This is a genomic window from Acinetobacter sp. NyZ410 (assembly GCF_022828975.1).
GTDB classification, from domain to species: Bacteria; Pseudomonadota; Gammaproteobacteria; order Pseudomonadales; family Moraxellaceae; genus Acinetobacter; species Acinetobacter guillouiae.
Genome location: NZ_CP094620.1, coordinates 3,383,257 through 3,397,646, shown reverse-complemented (window position 1 = coordinate 3,397,646; position 14,390 = coordinate 3,383,257). Strand labels below are relative to the sequence as shown.

The window sequence follows — 14,390 nt, the reverse complement described above, 5'->3', positions numbered from 1 at the left end:
AAATGATGTGTACATTAAAACATAGCATTATTCATGATGTCATTTATTTTCTATACTCTATGTACTTTCCATCTGTTGAGTACAGCAAATGAATCTTCGAGTGATTGGTGCAATTGTATTATTGTGTCTCGTCTGGGGATCTTTGTGGGGATTGGTCAAACATAGTTTGCAAATATTTCCGCCATTCTTATTTATTTCTACGCGTTTAATCTTAGCTGCGCTTACCCTTATGTTGGTTCAAGTACTGTTAAGAAAATCTGTTTTACCTGCAAAAGGTGAATGGCAAAAACTGATGATCTCAAGTTTGATGATTTGTATTGGTTTTTATGCAACACAAACCTTTGCCATGCAATTTGTTGATTCAGGATTGTCTGCGGTTTTAGTGTTTACTATGCCTATTTTTATTGGTGTATTGGCGCATTATATTTTAAATGAGCGTTTAAATAGCCAAAAAATGATTGGGTTGGTTCTTGGCACATTGGGCTTGGTTGCGATTCTTTGGCCACAATTACATCATATTCATTTGAATTTATCGTTAATTGGTCAAGCTTTCTTAATCTTGTCAGGCTTCTTCTGGGCTTTAACCACAGTTTATATCAAACAGAATTTTGCGACTTATGACAAAATCAAATTGACCTTTTGGCAATTGCTGATGGGTGGGGTGGTGATTTTGATCGGTGCTTTAATTTTTGAACCTGTAGATGTTAAAGTTTGGATGAATCCACTGAATGATTCAATCCTGTTCTATATTGCTGTGATTGGGACAGGTTTTGCCTTTGCCTTGTGGAATTGGATTGTGAGTCAGGTGGATACCTTTGTTGCGTCTATTTCAATCATGTGTATTCCTATTCTAAGTTTATTTTTTGGTTATGTGATTTGGCATGAGCCGATTACAATCAACATTATTATCGGCGCAGCATTGATTTGTTCAGGAATTATTTCAAGTTCTTTAAATCTTAAAATTAAGAAAAAACCTGAAACCTTATTGAGTTGTGAGCATCGTTAAATCAATGAATGGGCATTGTTGAAGTAATTTATAGTTGATTAAATTTATATAATTTTCAATTAAAGTAAAAAGCAAAATCAGTGAACATTTATTGGTTTTGCTTTTTTTCTTTCTATTTTTACTTGATATTTGTTTGTTTAAGGCGATGCCTTAACGCTTATTTTAACTGATTTTTAAATTGGTCTGACTAATTTTGGTTTTTCAGTATTTCTAAACCCGATAATAAACTTAAATCAGTGTTACTAAAAAGTGTATGAAAGAATAGCGTACGACTAAAGTTGTATAAAATTAGTTTAATTTAAAAAAATATAATATAAAACAAATGAGTTATTCGATTTTAAACCCTGAAATCTGAAGGATTGATCTGTGAATCGACTGAATTACTTGCATTATTGGTCATACCAAAATAATTAATTGAGTGCCAACTATTGATCTTTAAATCAGCAAAAATTAATATTAAGTGGCAGTTAGTGCAAAATTTTTTAATTTAAAACTAAATTGGTCATACCAATTATTGAGAAATAAATGGATGATTCAATGACATTCCACGTTCTAGCAAGCATTTCAAGGAGATGACAATGCTTCAACATTGGCAACAGATTTATGATCCGATGGGCAATATCTGGGTATCCAGTGCCATTGCACTGATACCAATTATCTTTTTCTTTTTAGCCCTTGCTGTATTCCGCATGAAAGGAAGTGTTGCGGGGACAATTACAGTTGTATTGGCTTTACTGGTTTCATTATTTGCTTATCAAATGCCAACGATGATGGCATTGGCATCATTGGTCTATGGTTTCTTTTATGGTTTATGGCCAATTGCTTGGATCATTATTGGTGCAGTATTCCTATATAAAGTTTCAGTAAAAACAGGGCAGTTCGATATTATTCGTTCTTCGATTTTGTCGATTACTGAAGATCAACGTCTGCAAATGCTTTTTGTTGGTTTTGCTTTCGGTACTTTCTTGGAAGGTGCTGCTGGCTTTGGTGCGCCTGTTGCGATTACCGCAGCGTTATTGGTGGGGCTTGGTTTTAAACCACTTTATGCGGCGGGTCTATGTTTGATTGTGAATACAGCACCTGTAGCATTTGGTGCAATGGGGATTCCAATTATTGTGGCTGGACAGGTTTCTGGTGTAGAAACAATGGAAATCAGTCAGATGGTTGGACGTCAGTTGCCATTTATGGTTCCAATTGTGCTGTTCTGGATCATGGCAATTATGGACGGTTGGCGTGGTGTAAAAGAAACTTGGCCTGCTGTGATTGTCGGTGGTGGTTCTTTTGCGCTTGCACAATATTTGACTTCAAACTTTGTGGGTCCAGAATTACCCGATATTACCGCTTCAATTGCGTCTTTGGTTTCATTAACGATTTTATTAAAATATTGGCAGCCAAAGCATATCTTCCGTTTTGCAAATGAAGATGACAGCATGAGCGAAAATCTTGCTGAACAGAAACAGCAGAAATACAGCCTTGCTCAAATTGCCAAAGCGTGGTCACCATTTGCGATTTTAACTGTGATGGTTACGATCTGGAGTGTAAAACCATTTAAGGATTTATTTACCAAAGATGGCGCGCTGCATGATTTAGTGATTTCTATCAAAGTGCCATATTTGCATCAAATGATTCAAAAGATGCCACCTGTTGTTGCTGAAGTAAAAGACTATGATGCAATTTATAAATTTGATTGGTTCTCAGCGACGGGTACCGCAATTATTATTGCTGCAATCATTACCATTATTTTCTTAAAAATGAAGCCAAAAGAAGCAGTGGTTACTTTTGCTGAAACCGTTAATGAATTAAAAATTCCAATTTATTCGATTGGTATGGTGTTGGCATTTGCTTTTATTGCTAACTATTCAGGGATGTCTGCAACCTTGGCTTTGGCATTGGCACATACGGGGCAAGCATTTACATTCTTCTCTCCATTCTTAGGATGGTTAGGTGTATTCCTTACAGGTTCGGATACTTCTGCAAATGCTTTATTCGGGGCATTACAAGCCACAACTGCACAACAAATTGGTGTCCCAGAAGTATTACTGGTTGCTGCAAATACCAGTGGTGGTGTCACTGGGAAAATGATTTCTCCTCAGTCGATTGCAATTGCATGTGCGGCGGTGGGGCTGGTAGGTAAAGAGTCTGATCTGTTCCGTTTTACGGTTAAACACAGTATAACGTTTACTGTAATGATCGGTATTATTATTACACTACAAGCTTATGTGTTCCCATGGATGATTCCATGAGCATAAAACGTCACTGAATGAGGAAAGCAGATGAAAGTCTCTGACAAAGTGGTACAAAGCCTTCGTATGTTAATTGAAGAAAAAAACATGCAAGTCGGAGAACGTTTACCTGCTGAACGAAAGTTGTGTGAACAACTGGGCGTATCCCGTTCCTCTTTAAGAGAAGCGATTTCTCAACTGACCAGTACTGGAATGCTGGTCAGCAAAGGCGGGGCGGGGACCTATTTACAACAATTCCCGGTGAATTGGTCACAAAACCAAATTGTTGAATCTCTAAGTAATTTGATTGATGAAGACCCAGCATATCGTTTTGATGTGCAAGAGGCGCGAACAATCCTTGAAGGTGGTTCAGCTTGGTATGCGGCACAACGTGCAACACCTAAAGATCTGGCTCAGATTCGCGAATATTATGATCAGATTTCATATTTTCAGTCGATTGGTGATGATGAGCAAGCTTCACTTGCCGATGCTAAATTTCATTTGGCGATTGCTGAAGCATCGCACAATTTAGTGTTGATACAGATGATGCGGGGCGTTTTTGATCTGTTGCAGTTTAACGTGCTCTTGGGTAGACGCAAAGTGTACTCAGAAACACATCGATTTGATCAATTGCATGATCAGCATTTTAAAGTGATGGATGCAATTGAACGTCATGATCCAGATGCTGCAAGAGATGCGGTCTGTGGACATATAGAATTTGTAGTACAGCAAGTGCGTATGATTGATGAGGAAGAAGCCCGTCGTCAGCGTGCGAGCCGATTAAACAGGATATGAGCATGATTATTTCTTCTGCGAATGACTATCGTGAAGCCGCGCGACGTCGTTTACCCCCATTTCTTTTTCATTATATTGATGGTGGTGCGTATGCGGAATATACACTAAAACGAAATGTAGAAGATTTATCAAAAATCGCTTTAAGGCAACGTGTTTTAAATGACATGTCACAGCTAAGCCTAGAAACAAAATTGTTTGATGAAACTTTATCTATGCCAGTTGCATTGTCTCCTGTTGGATTAACAGGGATGTATGCACGTCGTGGTGAGGTTCAAGCTGCTGTGGCGGCAGATAAAAAGGGCATTCCTTTTACTTTGTCGACCGTATCTGTTTGCCCGATTGAGGAAGTTGCACCAGCAATTAACCGTCCAATGTGGTTTCAGTTATATGTGCTGCGTGATCGTGGCTTTATGAAAAATGCTTTAGAGCGAGCCAAAGCTGCCGGTTGCTCAACTTTGGTGTTTACTGTTGATATGCCTGTACCTGGTGCGCGTTACCGTGATGCGCATTCTGGTATGAGTGGTCCAAATGCAGCGATGCGTCGTTATATGCAGTCATGCTTCCATCCGCATTGGGCTTGGAATGTCGGTTTGCTGGGGCGTCCACATGATTTAGGCAATATTTCCAAATACTTAGGAAAGCCGACTGGACTTGAAGATTATATCGGTTGGTTGGGCAGTAACTTTGACCCGTCTATTTCATGGAAAGACCTTGAGTGGATTCGTGAATTTTGGGATGGTCCGATGGTGATTAAGGGGATCCTTGATCCTGAAGATGCCAAAGATGCAGTACGTTTCGGTGCCGATGGTATTGTTGTATCAAACCATGGTGGTCGTCAGTTAGATGGTGTCTTATCGTCTGCGCGTGCACTTCCGCCAATTGCAGATGCCGTCAAAGGGGATATTAAAATCCTTGCTGACTCTGGTATTCGTAATGGTTTGGACGTGGTTCGTATGCTGGCATTGGGTGCAGATACCTGCATGCTTGGACGTGCTTTTGTCTATGCATTAGGGGCAGCGGGTGGTGCAGGCGTTTCTAATCTACTTGAATTAATTGATAAAGAAATGCGTGTCGCAATGACTTTGACGGGCGCCAAAACAATTGCAGACATTAACGCCGATTGTTTAGTCAAGTTAGACAAAGCATTGGATGCGTGATGTATTTTTGATACGTCATCAAGCTAAATGACAGTGTTCAATTTGATAGATGCAAATGTCATCCATGCAAATTTCATCTGTAGTGCTTTGAGGCAGAACGACCTTATAACATGATGTATTTGCAAAGCATCAAATGAAAAGATGTGATTTAACAAGTTTTGCGGATAAGCATGGTTCAAGCTACTTTTCATCAAAAAAGTAGCTTGAACTGATCGTTGATCCCTCAATACAAATAATATTGAAAAACGCTGTCGGAATGAATGCCTTATTGAATGAGATTGAATAAGGGTTCATCAATAGGATAGGGAAAATGCAATCTAATATTGATTCACAACACACCATTCAGCAATTGATCAACATCGTCGGTCAGCAACACGTTTTAACTCATGATCATGCTACCCGCTTGTATCGTCAGGGTCGTCGTTATGGCTCAGGGCAAGTGCTGGCTGTTGTGGTTCCCGGAACCTTGTTTGAACAATGGCAAGTGCTACAAGCTGCTGTAAATGCAGACTGTATTGTGATTATGCAAGCTGCAAATACTGGCCTTACGGGTGGTTCAACACCTTTTGGTGATGATTACGACCGACCCGTTATTTTAATGAGTACACGTCGTTTGGCGGGTATACAAGTGATTAACCAAGGTCAGCAAGTGATTTGCTTACCTGGTGCAACCTTAGATCGTCTTGAAAAAGAGTTGGCACACTATAATCGTGAGCCGCACTCAGTGATTGGTTCATCTTGTATTGGTGCATCGGTTTTAGGTGGAATATGTAATAACTCAGGTGGAGCATTGGTCCGCCGCGGTCCTGCATATACTGAACTGGCACTTTATGCACAGGTCAATGCGTCAGGTGAGTTAGAGTTGGTCAATCACTTGGGGGTGAATCTGGGTGACACACCTGAAGAAATTTTGACAAAACTCGAAAATAAAAACTATCAACTCAATGATGTTATTAATAATGCGAGTTGTTGTGCTTCTGATCATCGTTATGCACATGATGTTAAACAGGTTGATGAAAATACACCTGCACGCTTCAATGCGGATCCATCACGTTTATTTGAAGCTTCAGGTTCTGCGGGTAAAGTCTGTGTCTTTGCCGTACGTTTAGACACCTTTGAAAAAATTCTAAGTCAGGTATTTTATGTGGGGACCAACTCACATGATGATTTGACGGAAATCCGCCGTTTCTTACTCAAAGATTTGCCAAGATTACCGATTGCGGGTGAATACATTCATCGTGTTGCCTATGATATTGGTGCTGAATATGGCAAAGATACCTTTATGTTTATCGAAAAATTTGGTACGGCAAAAGTGCCTGCTGCATTTGCATTAAAAGATAAAGTGGATGGATATCTCGAAAAAATCGGCTTACGTAGTTTGTCTGATAAAATGTTGCAGATGGTGACAAAGCTGTTGCCCAATCATTTACCAAAACGGATGAATGAGTTTCGTGACTTATATGAACATCATTTGATGATTCGTATCGAAAATCAAGATGTTGAGCAAGTCGAACGCTTTTTAAAAGAATATTTTCAACATAAAACATCAGGTGATTTTTTCCATTGTACGGATGAAGAAGGGCGTAAGGCTTTTTTACATCGTTTCGCAGTGGCAGGTGCGGCAATTCGCTATCGTGATACGCATCGTTCGGAAGTTGAAGATATTGTTGCGCTGGATATTGCTTTACGCCGTAACGACCGTGAATGGGTAGAAACTTTACCTCAAGAGATGGATGATTTAATTACCCATAAATTGTATTACGGACATTTCCTCTGCCATGTGTTTCATCAAGATTATATTGTCAAAAAAGGGGTAGATCCTTTGGCGATGGAACATCAGATGTGGCATTTGCTGGATAACCGTGGTGCAGAATATCCTGCGGAACACAATGTAGGGCATTTATATATTGCGAAACCTACTTTAAAAAATCATTATCAAAAGCTTGATCCAACCAATAGCTTTAATGTCGGCATTGGGCAGACCAGTAAATTAAAATACTGGAAGTGATGATATTGCGTCGTGTTAATTTGATTTGTTTGTGGTGATTTATCAGATAAACAGTCTTTTAAAAAAGTGCTAGATGATGAACTGATTTATTTAATGAAAATAGCCATGCAAAAAAGCATGGCTATTTTTTTATTTCTGTTCGCCTAATTTAGAAGAAATAAATCCAAGCACAAAAGCACTGATAAAGAAGGTAACAACCGTGTAGAGTGCAGATTGTGTGGTAAACCAAATTGCAATGGTTAAGATCGTAACGATCGCTGTACAAATCCAAATCGCCAATCCAGAAGTTGCTAAAGCTTGTTGAGATGGAGCAGGGTCAGTTTGATCTGGTGTGGATTGATTTTCTTTGATATTTAAATCGTGAATAGGGGCATGTAGATTCACACCATAAAAGAAATAAGGATGATCATCAAAACGTGCAAGCTCAATACGTTGCATTTCAATAAAAGAAATGTGTTGTGAATGATCCTGTGCTGTATTTTCAATGTGTTGTAGCAATTGGGTTAAGAAATGGGCATCATTTAAATCCAAGGGTAAACCACTGGTACGCAATAAAACATACTCAGGATAATGTTGTTCGATTAAAGATTTAAAGTCATCAAAATGGTAGCTATTTTCTACCCCAAAAATTTCTATAAATAAGGGTTTACGCGCTACTAAATTGACGAGTGCTTGCTGTTGATCAATAACTAAATAAGCATACTGACTCTCACCAAAGTCCTCTTGGCGTTCTTCAAGATCAACTTGGTTGCGTTCATCGTTGATATCAAGATCATCTATATATCTTGTCCAGAAAATATTTTCTTGCTTAAACAGCATAAACCATAAAATCGGAATGAATGCATTTGCTTCGAGTTCAAAAGATGCACTTTGAAAAAACTCAGCCCATTGATTTTGACTACCTCTTGGCATATGGCTAAAGGTAGAACTGGTTAAAAATACTGGGTGGCTCATAAGGTTGATGCCTTTTCTTATTTACTTTTATTCAGCAGTTATATTGCAAAATAACGAAAATTGACACAGAAGATTGTTATAAAACTGTATAACACTTTTCTTTTAATTGAGTCATATCAAGATGTGTTGCTTCTTGCTGTGGGTAAGGCAGATAGAATTGACACTATCTACGATGAAAATATCAAAAATTGCCATCAAAAAAAAATTAAAACTCGATAAAGTAGTATGCAACAAGTTGCAAAGCCAAACTTAAAGGATTCATCATGACAAATAGCTATGCAAATATCTTAAAACCACTCCATCTGGGATTTACGACCATTAAAAATCGTGTCGTGATGGGTTCAATGCACACAGGTTTAGAAGATCGTTTTTATAACTACCCAAAACTTGCTGCATATTTTGGAGAACGCGCCAAAGGTGGTGTTGGGCTAATTATTACAGGGGGGATTTCCCCAAACCGCCAAGGTTGGTTGTTGCCAGCCGGTGGTACGATGAATACTTTAGGTGATATTGCACCACATCGTTTAGTCACACATGCTGTACATAAGCATGGTGCAAAAATTCTGATGCAAATTCTGCATGCAGGGCGTTATGGTTATCAACCGTTTGTTGTATCTTCAAGCCCAATCAAATCACCGATTTCGATGTTTAAACCACGTCAGATGAGTGACAAACTGATTCTTGAAACCATTCAAGATTATGCTGAAACAGCTAGTCTGGCAAAAAAAGCCGGCTATGATGGCGTAGAGATTATGGGTTCAGAAGGCTATTTACTGAATCAATTTTTAAGTCGCCATGTGAACCAACGTGAAGACCGTTGGGGCGGGCCAATTGAAAACCGTATGCGTTTGGCAGTCGAAATTGTAAAAGCGATTCGTGCCAAAGTTGGCGAAAAATTTATTATTTGCTTCCGTTTGTCGATGCTCGATTTGGTCCATGACGGTAATACCATGGATGAAGTGATCACTGTTGCACAGGCATTAGAAAAAGCAGGTATTACTTTACTCAATACCGGGATTGGTTGGCATGAAGCACGTGTACCCACGATTGTAACCTCTGTCCCGCGTGCTGCATTTGTAGATTACACCGCGGAAGTGAAAAAGCATGTCGCTGTACCTGTCATTGCTTCCAACCGAATTAATATGCCTGATACTGCTGAGGAAATTTTGGCAGCAGGTAAAGCTGATATGGTGCAAATGGCGCGCCCATTATTGGCAGATGCTTTTTGGGTAAGTAAAACCGCAACCAATCGTGTTGATGAAATCAATACTTGTATTGCATGTAACCAAGCCTGTTTAGATCATAGTTTTCAAAATAAGCGTGCAAGTTGCTTGGTGAACCCACGAGCAGCGCATGAAACTGAACTGGTTTATCTCAAAACAAAAAAACCGAAGAAAATTGCGGTTGTTGGTGGTGGTGTTGCTGGAATGTCAGCAGCTACTATTGCGGCAAGTCGTGGACATCAGGTGACTCTGTTTGAAGCCTCTACTGAGGTCGGTGGGCAGTTTAACCTTGCTAAAGTTGTACCAGGTAAAGAAGAATTCCATGAAACCATACGTTATTTTAAGGTTCAGATTGAAAAAACTGGTGTGGACTTACGTTTAAATACCAAGGTGAATCGTGAGCAATTAGAACGTGAAGGTTTTGATGATGTGGTGATCGCAACAGGTGTGATTCCACGGGGTCTAAATATTGAAGGCAGTAACGCACCGCAAGTATTGTCTTATGCGGAAGTCTTGCGTGGCGCACCTGTTGGCAACAGAGTCGCTGTTGTTGGTGCAGGTGGTATTGGTTTTGATGTGTCGGAATATTTGTTAAAACCTGAGCATCAGCCGCAACCACAACCTTTGGCAGATTGGCAACGCGAGTGGGGTGTAGACCCAAATCCAAACTATATGACTGAAGGCGGTTTTGTTCCTGCTGAGGTAGAGCAACCAATTCGTCAAATATATTTGATGCAACGTAAAACCACACCTCTGGGTATTGGTTTAGGTAAAACCTCGGGTTGGGTACACCGTGCACAATTGAAAAAACATGCGGTAAGAATGATGCGTGGCGTGCAATACAAGTCTGTCACCAATGAAGGATTATGGATTGAAAGCAATGGTCATGATCAATTGTTACGAGTAGACACGATTGTGGTGTGTGCAGGTCAGGAATCCGTTAAGGACTTAATGCCTCAAGAGGGTGAGTCAACTTTAGCAAATTACCATATTATCGGTGGTGCAAAATTGGCTGGTGAGCTTGATGCAAAGCGTGCGATTCGTGAAGGTGCTGAAATAGCAGCTAAACTTTAATCAAAATCATCTATTTTGATGAAACAATATGCATTTGAATGGTTTAAGTCTATTTTTTTCTTGTCAGAGTTGGAAAAGCTTAGTATTCTTGCGCACATGGAAGCGTGGCAGAGCGGTTTAATGCACCGGTCTTGAAAACCGACGAGGGTGTGAGTCCTCCGTGAGTTCGAATCTCACCGCTCCCGCCAAATAAAAAGGGAATCAAACGAATAGTTTGATTCCCTTTTTATTTGGCACAAATTTGGCACTATTCGAAATTTTAGCTGATGACTACTCAAGTCCATTGACGGTGCTACACAACATTTGTCTGCTATTGTATTGATCGCGATCTCAGCGAATAGCGGCATCCAGAGCCATTCCAAACTGGACAAAATATTTTTCCATCGATTTTAGTTGCAGGCTTATTCATATAAGAATCATCGTGCTGAATAAGCCTTTAGAGATAGGTTTGTAATAAAACCGTTTCTAAGCAAAATGCTGCTTTAAAAAGGGTATTACGCATTCTGAATATTGTTCAGGGAAATCTCGATAAATATAAGTATGTTCTGCATCCGCGAAGATTTTAATTTCTACTTGTGTTACATGGTCGAGCCCTACTTTAAGCCGGTGGCCAAACTCGGGTGGGGTATAGATATCTTTTTCTCCATACATTAATAAGATGGGTGGTTGATATTTTACCTGTGTAGATTTTGCTAACGGATTGAGTTCCTGATTAAGTTTTGGTAGCACTGTATTTGATACCTTGAGTATTGCATGAGCGACTGGATAATGTTTCCAGAATTCTGGTAAGGTCGGAAATGCGCCTTCAAATACTGCAATTTTATATGGGTGTCCATCTTTTGCTAATGAGCATAGTCCCCAAGCCGCACCAAATGACGCACCAATTAAACCTACATTTAATTCGGGTGTCCGCTTTTGAGCATATATCCCTGCATGATATACATCATTGGGATAGTCAAATGAGAATCCTTCACTTTCTCCAAAACCATTAGCATCATAAATAAGTACGTTATAGCCATTTTTTAAAAATAGATCCGCATGTCCGTAACGAAGCCAAAATGCTTTAGCCGCTTTTCCCATTGGATGAGCAAGTACTAAAGTTGCTTTTGCTGCTGGTGCACTTTTCCAGTAGCCTGCGAGTGTTTGCTGGCCAGTTAAGGGAATAGTGACAGCCTCCCAGTCTTCTTTAGAAATAGCTTGAGGCCAAATCCAAGGTACTTCGAATCTTCCAAAAAATGGCTTTCGCAGAATTTGGTGAGCAATTTTTTTCATTTTGGTTATCCAATATTTTTCAAAGTTTATAATACATAGTAAAGTTCCTTTTTGGAACTCGTAATTCAAAATGTATTACTTATTGATTTCCTTTATGGAAATTGGATATCGCTCATATTTTTAACCATTTTAATGATACATCGGACTAACATGACGAATACGTTGAAATTAAGAAATGGAATAGATCAATTATCATTTTATTTTTTAATTACATATAGAGCGCAATAGCTATAATTCGAGTTGATAAGCCAAATTACTGAAAATAGATTCTGCAACAAAAAAATTGCCGTGGTTTAAAGTCCAAGAAGTGTTTCTGGTATACAGTTGTTTTGCCTTTATGCAGATTAATAAAGGCAAAATCATCATTTGGGGTATGAACCAGTAAATTATGTTTTTGTTAGTGCTAGTATCCGAGACTACAACCAGAATATACAATACGACAAGGCTGTAAATTTTCACTTAAACAAAACACTAATGCACCTTTTTTAGCCCCATCCTCTGAAAAATCCAGTAAAATTTTTGATTTTTGACCATCATTAATTGGATCAGCTATAGCAACACAGCGATTAGAATAGGTTTTAGATACTTCACATTTTTGTCCGCCATCCTGTTGACACGCTTTTAATGCTTTTGCTTGTGCCTCATCTTTAGATTTAAAATTTCTTGTAAAACCAATTGGACGCCCTTTTAAGCCTTTACTTTTATCCTCTGCAATCGCACCCCATAATGTTTCAATCATAGGATACAAAGTTGGATTTTGATTCGTATATCCACCACTTCCTCCACCTGGAATAGGTGCGCAACCTTGAACACCTTGTCCACCTACAGGATAATAGCCTGAAGGACAATTCCCTTCAGCATGTACATTCTCAATAGTTAAATAAATGATAAAAATAAAGAAAATAGATAAATTAAAAATCTGATTATTTGTCAATATCATTCTATAAACTCCTTTAAAATCATTGCTTAATAATAAGGAAAGCTATGAATTATTCTATATAATTCCTATATTTTAAAATGATAATAAGTTCTTTTGTGTTTTTAAATGTCAGTGCATTCTCTGTAGAAAGGATAGCACCTAAATTTTTTAGTTCCGTCTTTTAATACAATAATTTGGTGAATTGATGTGCCATTAAAATAAACATTGGCTTTCTTTTTTATAGAAAAAATCAAATTGTTCGGAAAACCCCCATTTTAAGTTGATTGAATGAGTAGAAAGCCAAAGTCCTTATACTGTGATCATATGCTGCAGATCGCTTTATAAACGCTCATATAATTTTGGCTGACTAAAATATCATTTTCATGTCACTTTAAAGTTTGGCAAATTATTTTATTGTAAAAGTCAACAAACTTAATCTGAGAGAAACTCATGAAAAATGTACTTAGTCGAAGTGTAACAACTTTAATCTGTATGGGTGCTTTAATGACCACAGTTCAAACATGGGCACATGAGGATGAAGACAAAGTGTTGACTAGAACAGCCGATGAACAGCCAATAGACAAAAAACAAAAGAAATGTGAAAAAAATTGTAAAACAAACAAGGATTCTAAAACTCAATCAAATAACTCAACGCAACATCAGCATGGAAACGCCTCAGAAATGTCACAAATGGATCATTTAAAAATGACCAATATGCCTTCTTCGATGAAGGATATGGATCATTCAAATATGGAGATGCCAAACAAAACAAATAAGTAATTCTTTGAGAAAAATGATGAGTCTTTTAGACTCAACACATTTCATTGTGATCTCCAAAAGCTCATCAAAAGATGAGCTTTTTAAAACATAAAGTTTGTGTATGAACTATGCTTATTTTAAAAATGTCATCGCTTAGACACGATATTTGAGTATATTAGAAGAAATTTTCACAAAATAAATGTGTATGCCTGTTCAAGAAACGACTTCTCCACGTATTCCCAAATATATTGCCATTCGAGATGCTATTGCCCATGAGATTGAGTCTGGGCAATGGAGTGCCAATACCAAACTCGCTTCAGAGCGTGTGTTGATGGAACAATTTGCTACCACACGTGTCGCAGTTCGAGAAGCATTATTGGCTTTGGAAATGGATGGTCTGATTTATCGTTTAGATCGCCGTGGTTGGTTTGTTCGTGCACCACGAATTATTTACCGTCCGCAATCGACTAAAAGTTTTAACCAATATGTGACTGAGCAAGGGGGTGTACCAAGTACGGAATTGATTTCTGCGGAATTGCTGCAAGCGACCTCTTGGGATGCAGCACATTTAAAAATTTCGGTGGGTGATGATATTTATTCGATGTGGCGACGTCGTAGTATCAATGGTCGTCCTGCGGTAGTTGAACATTTACGTATCAATGCAAGTTTATTTCCTCAATTCTTAGAACAACAATTAGAAGGTTCTATTACGATATTGATGGCAGAGCATTATCAACGGCAATTGATCCGAGCGCATATTAATCTTTATCCAACGGTATTGTCAGAACAACAAGCCAAAGCTTTGCATGTCAATGTTGGTAGTATGGGGTTATATATTTGCCGTACCAACTGCGATCAAAATGGAGTGATTACCGATGTTGACCAAGAATATTGGTTACATGATGTACTCGATTTACATTTTGAAGCGTCATAATAAAGAATGAAAATAATTAATCTGGTTTAAACCAGATTAATTAAATTGTCATAAACTTTTGTTGAAA

11 protein-coding genes and 1 tRNA gene are annotated in these 14,390 nt (G+C 38.5%); 9 read left to right on the top strand and 3 right to left on the bottom strand.

Features of this window, described 5'->3' with window-relative positions; translation table 11 throughout:
- Window positions 1-88: 88 nt before the first annotated feature.
- From MTO68_RS16130 to dld, 5 genes are all read left to right on the top strand, one after another.
- Entirely contained in the window at window positions 89-1,006 is a 918-nt protein-coding gene (locus tag MTO68_RS16130; RefSeq protein WP_244013463.1) for a DMT family transporter, read from the top strand.
- 572 nt (window positions 1,007-1,578) lie between these two features.
- The gene (lldP, locus tag MTO68_RS16125; protein ID WP_171066882.1) at window positions 1,579-3,249 is read left to right on the top strand and encodes an L-lactate permease; all 1,671 of its coding nucleotides are present in this window, start codon (window positions 1,579-1,581) and stop codon (window positions 3,247-3,249) included.
- Window positions 3,250-3,279: 30 nt separating this feature from the next.
- Window positions 3,280-4,023 (top strand): transcriptional regulator LldR, encoded by a 744-nt coding sequence (lldR, locus tag MTO68_RS16120; RefSeq protein WP_034618110.1) that lies wholly within the window; start codon window positions 3,280-3,282, stop codon window positions 4,021-4,023.
- 2 nt (window positions 4,024-4,025) lie between these two features.
- Complete coding sequence (gene lldD, locus MTO68_RS16115; protein ID WP_096734727.1) at window positions 4,026-5,180, top strand: FMN-dependent L-lactate dehydrogenase LldD; 1,155 nt, start codon at window positions 4,026-4,028, stop codon at window positions 5,178-5,180.
- 310 nt (window positions 5,181-5,490) lie between these two features.
- Window positions 5,491-7,188: a D-lactate dehydrogenase gene (dld, locus tag MTO68_RS16110; protein ID WP_244013461.1), complete on the top strand. Its 1,698-nt coding sequence runs from the start codon at window positions 5,491-5,493 to the stop codon at window positions 7,186-7,188.
- Between the two features lie 129 nt (window positions 7,189-7,317).
- Here dld and MTO68_RS16105 read toward each other — a convergent pair whose 3' ends face one another.
- Window positions 7,318-8,142, bottom strand: coding sequence for a hypothetical protein (locus MTO68_RS16105; protein WP_244013459.1), 825 nt, complete (start codon window positions 8,140-8,142; stop codon window positions 7,318-7,320).
- Window positions 8,143-8,405: 263 nt separating this feature from the next.
- On the opposite strand from MTO68_RS16105, the gene MTO68_RS16100 reads away from it, so the two are divergent.
- Entirely contained in the window at window positions 8,406-10,439 is a 2,034-nt protein-coding gene (locus tag MTO68_RS16100; RefSeq protein ID WP_004823046.1) for an NADPH-dependent 2,4-dienoyl-CoA reductase, read from the top strand.
- A 98-nt stretch (window positions 10,440-10,537) separates the two neighbouring features.
- A tRNA-Ser gene (locus tag MTO68_RS16095) sits at window positions 10,538-10,627 on the top strand.
- 277 nt (window positions 10,628-10,904) lie between these two features.
- Here MTO68_RS16095 and MTO68_RS16090 read toward each other — a convergent pair.
- On the bottom strand, window positions 10,905-11,711 hold the full coding sequence (locus MTO68_RS16090; RefSeq protein ID WP_244013458.1) for an alpha/beta hydrolase: 807 nt from the start codon (window positions 11,709-11,711) through the stop codon (window positions 10,905-10,907).
- A 403-nt stretch (window positions 11,712-12,114) separates the two neighbouring features.
- Window positions 12,115-12,651, bottom strand: coding sequence for a DUF4189 domain-containing protein (locus tag MTO68_RS16085; protein WP_004822976.1), 537 nt, complete (start codon window positions 12,649-12,651; stop codon window positions 12,115-12,117).
- A gap of 429 nt (window positions 12,652-13,080) precedes the next feature.
- Between MTO68_RS16085 and MTO68_RS16080 the strand changes: the two genes are divergently transcribed.
- Both MTO68_RS16080 and MTO68_RS16075 read left to right on the top strand, forming a co-directional pair.
- On the top strand, window positions 13,081-13,410 hold the full coding sequence (locus MTO68_RS16080) for a hypothetical protein (RefSeq protein WP_244013456.1): 330 nt from the start codon (window positions 13,081-13,083) through the stop codon (window positions 13,408-13,410).
- 184 nt (window positions 13,411-13,594) lie between these two features.
- A complete protein-coding gene (locus tag MTO68_RS16075; protein WP_244013454.1) occupies window positions 13,595-14,323 on the top strand; it encodes a UTRA domain-containing protein in 729 nt (242 codons plus the stop codon).
- Window positions 14,324-14,390: the final 67 nt, after the last annotated feature.

What these genes read in the sequence shown, in the direction of transcription:
- MTO68_RS16130 (WP_244013463.1), top strand. Translation starts at nt 89, where the DNA reads ATGAATCTTCGAGTGATTGGTGCAATTGTATTATTGTGTCTCGTCTGG.
- lldP (WP_171066882.1), top strand. Translation starts at nt 1,579, where the DNA reads ATGACAATGCTTCAACATTGGCAACAGATTTATGATCCGATGGGCAAT.
- lldR (WP_034618110.1), top strand. Translation starts at nt 3,280, where the DNA reads ATGAAAGTCTCTGACAAAGTGGTACAAAGCCTTCGTATGTTAATTGAA.
- lldD (WP_096734727.1), top strand. Translation starts at nt 4,026, where the DNA reads ATGATTATTTCTTCTGCGAATGACTATCGTGAAGCCGCGCGACGTCGT.
- dld (WP_244013461.1), top strand. Translation starts at nt 5,491, where the DNA reads ATGCAATCTAATATTGATTCACAACACACCATTCAGCAATTGATCAAC.
- MTO68_RS16105 (WP_244013459.1), bottom strand. Translation starts at nt 8,142, where the DNA reads ATGAGCCACCCAGTATTTTTAACCAGTTCTACCTTTAGCCATATGCCA.
- MTO68_RS16100 (WP_004823046.1), top strand. Translation starts at nt 8,406, where the DNA reads ATGACAAATAGCTATGCAAATATCTTAAAACCACTCCATCTGGGATTT.
- MTO68_RS16090 (WP_244013458.1), bottom strand. Translation starts at nt 11,711, where the DNA reads ATGAAAAAAATTGCTCACCAAATTCTGCGAAAGCCATTTTTTGGAAGA.
- MTO68_RS16085 (WP_004822976.1), bottom strand. Translation starts at nt 12,651, where the DNA reads ATGATATTGACAAATAATCAGATTTTTAATTTATCTATTTTCTTTATT.
- MTO68_RS16080 (WP_244013456.1), top strand. Translation starts at nt 13,081, where the DNA reads ATGAAAAATGTACTTAGTCGAAGTGTAACAACTTTAATCTGTATGGGT.
- MTO68_RS16075 (WP_244013454.1), top strand. Translation starts at nt 13,595, where the DNA reads ATGCCTGTTCAAGAAACGACTTCTCCACGTATTCCCAAATATATTGCC.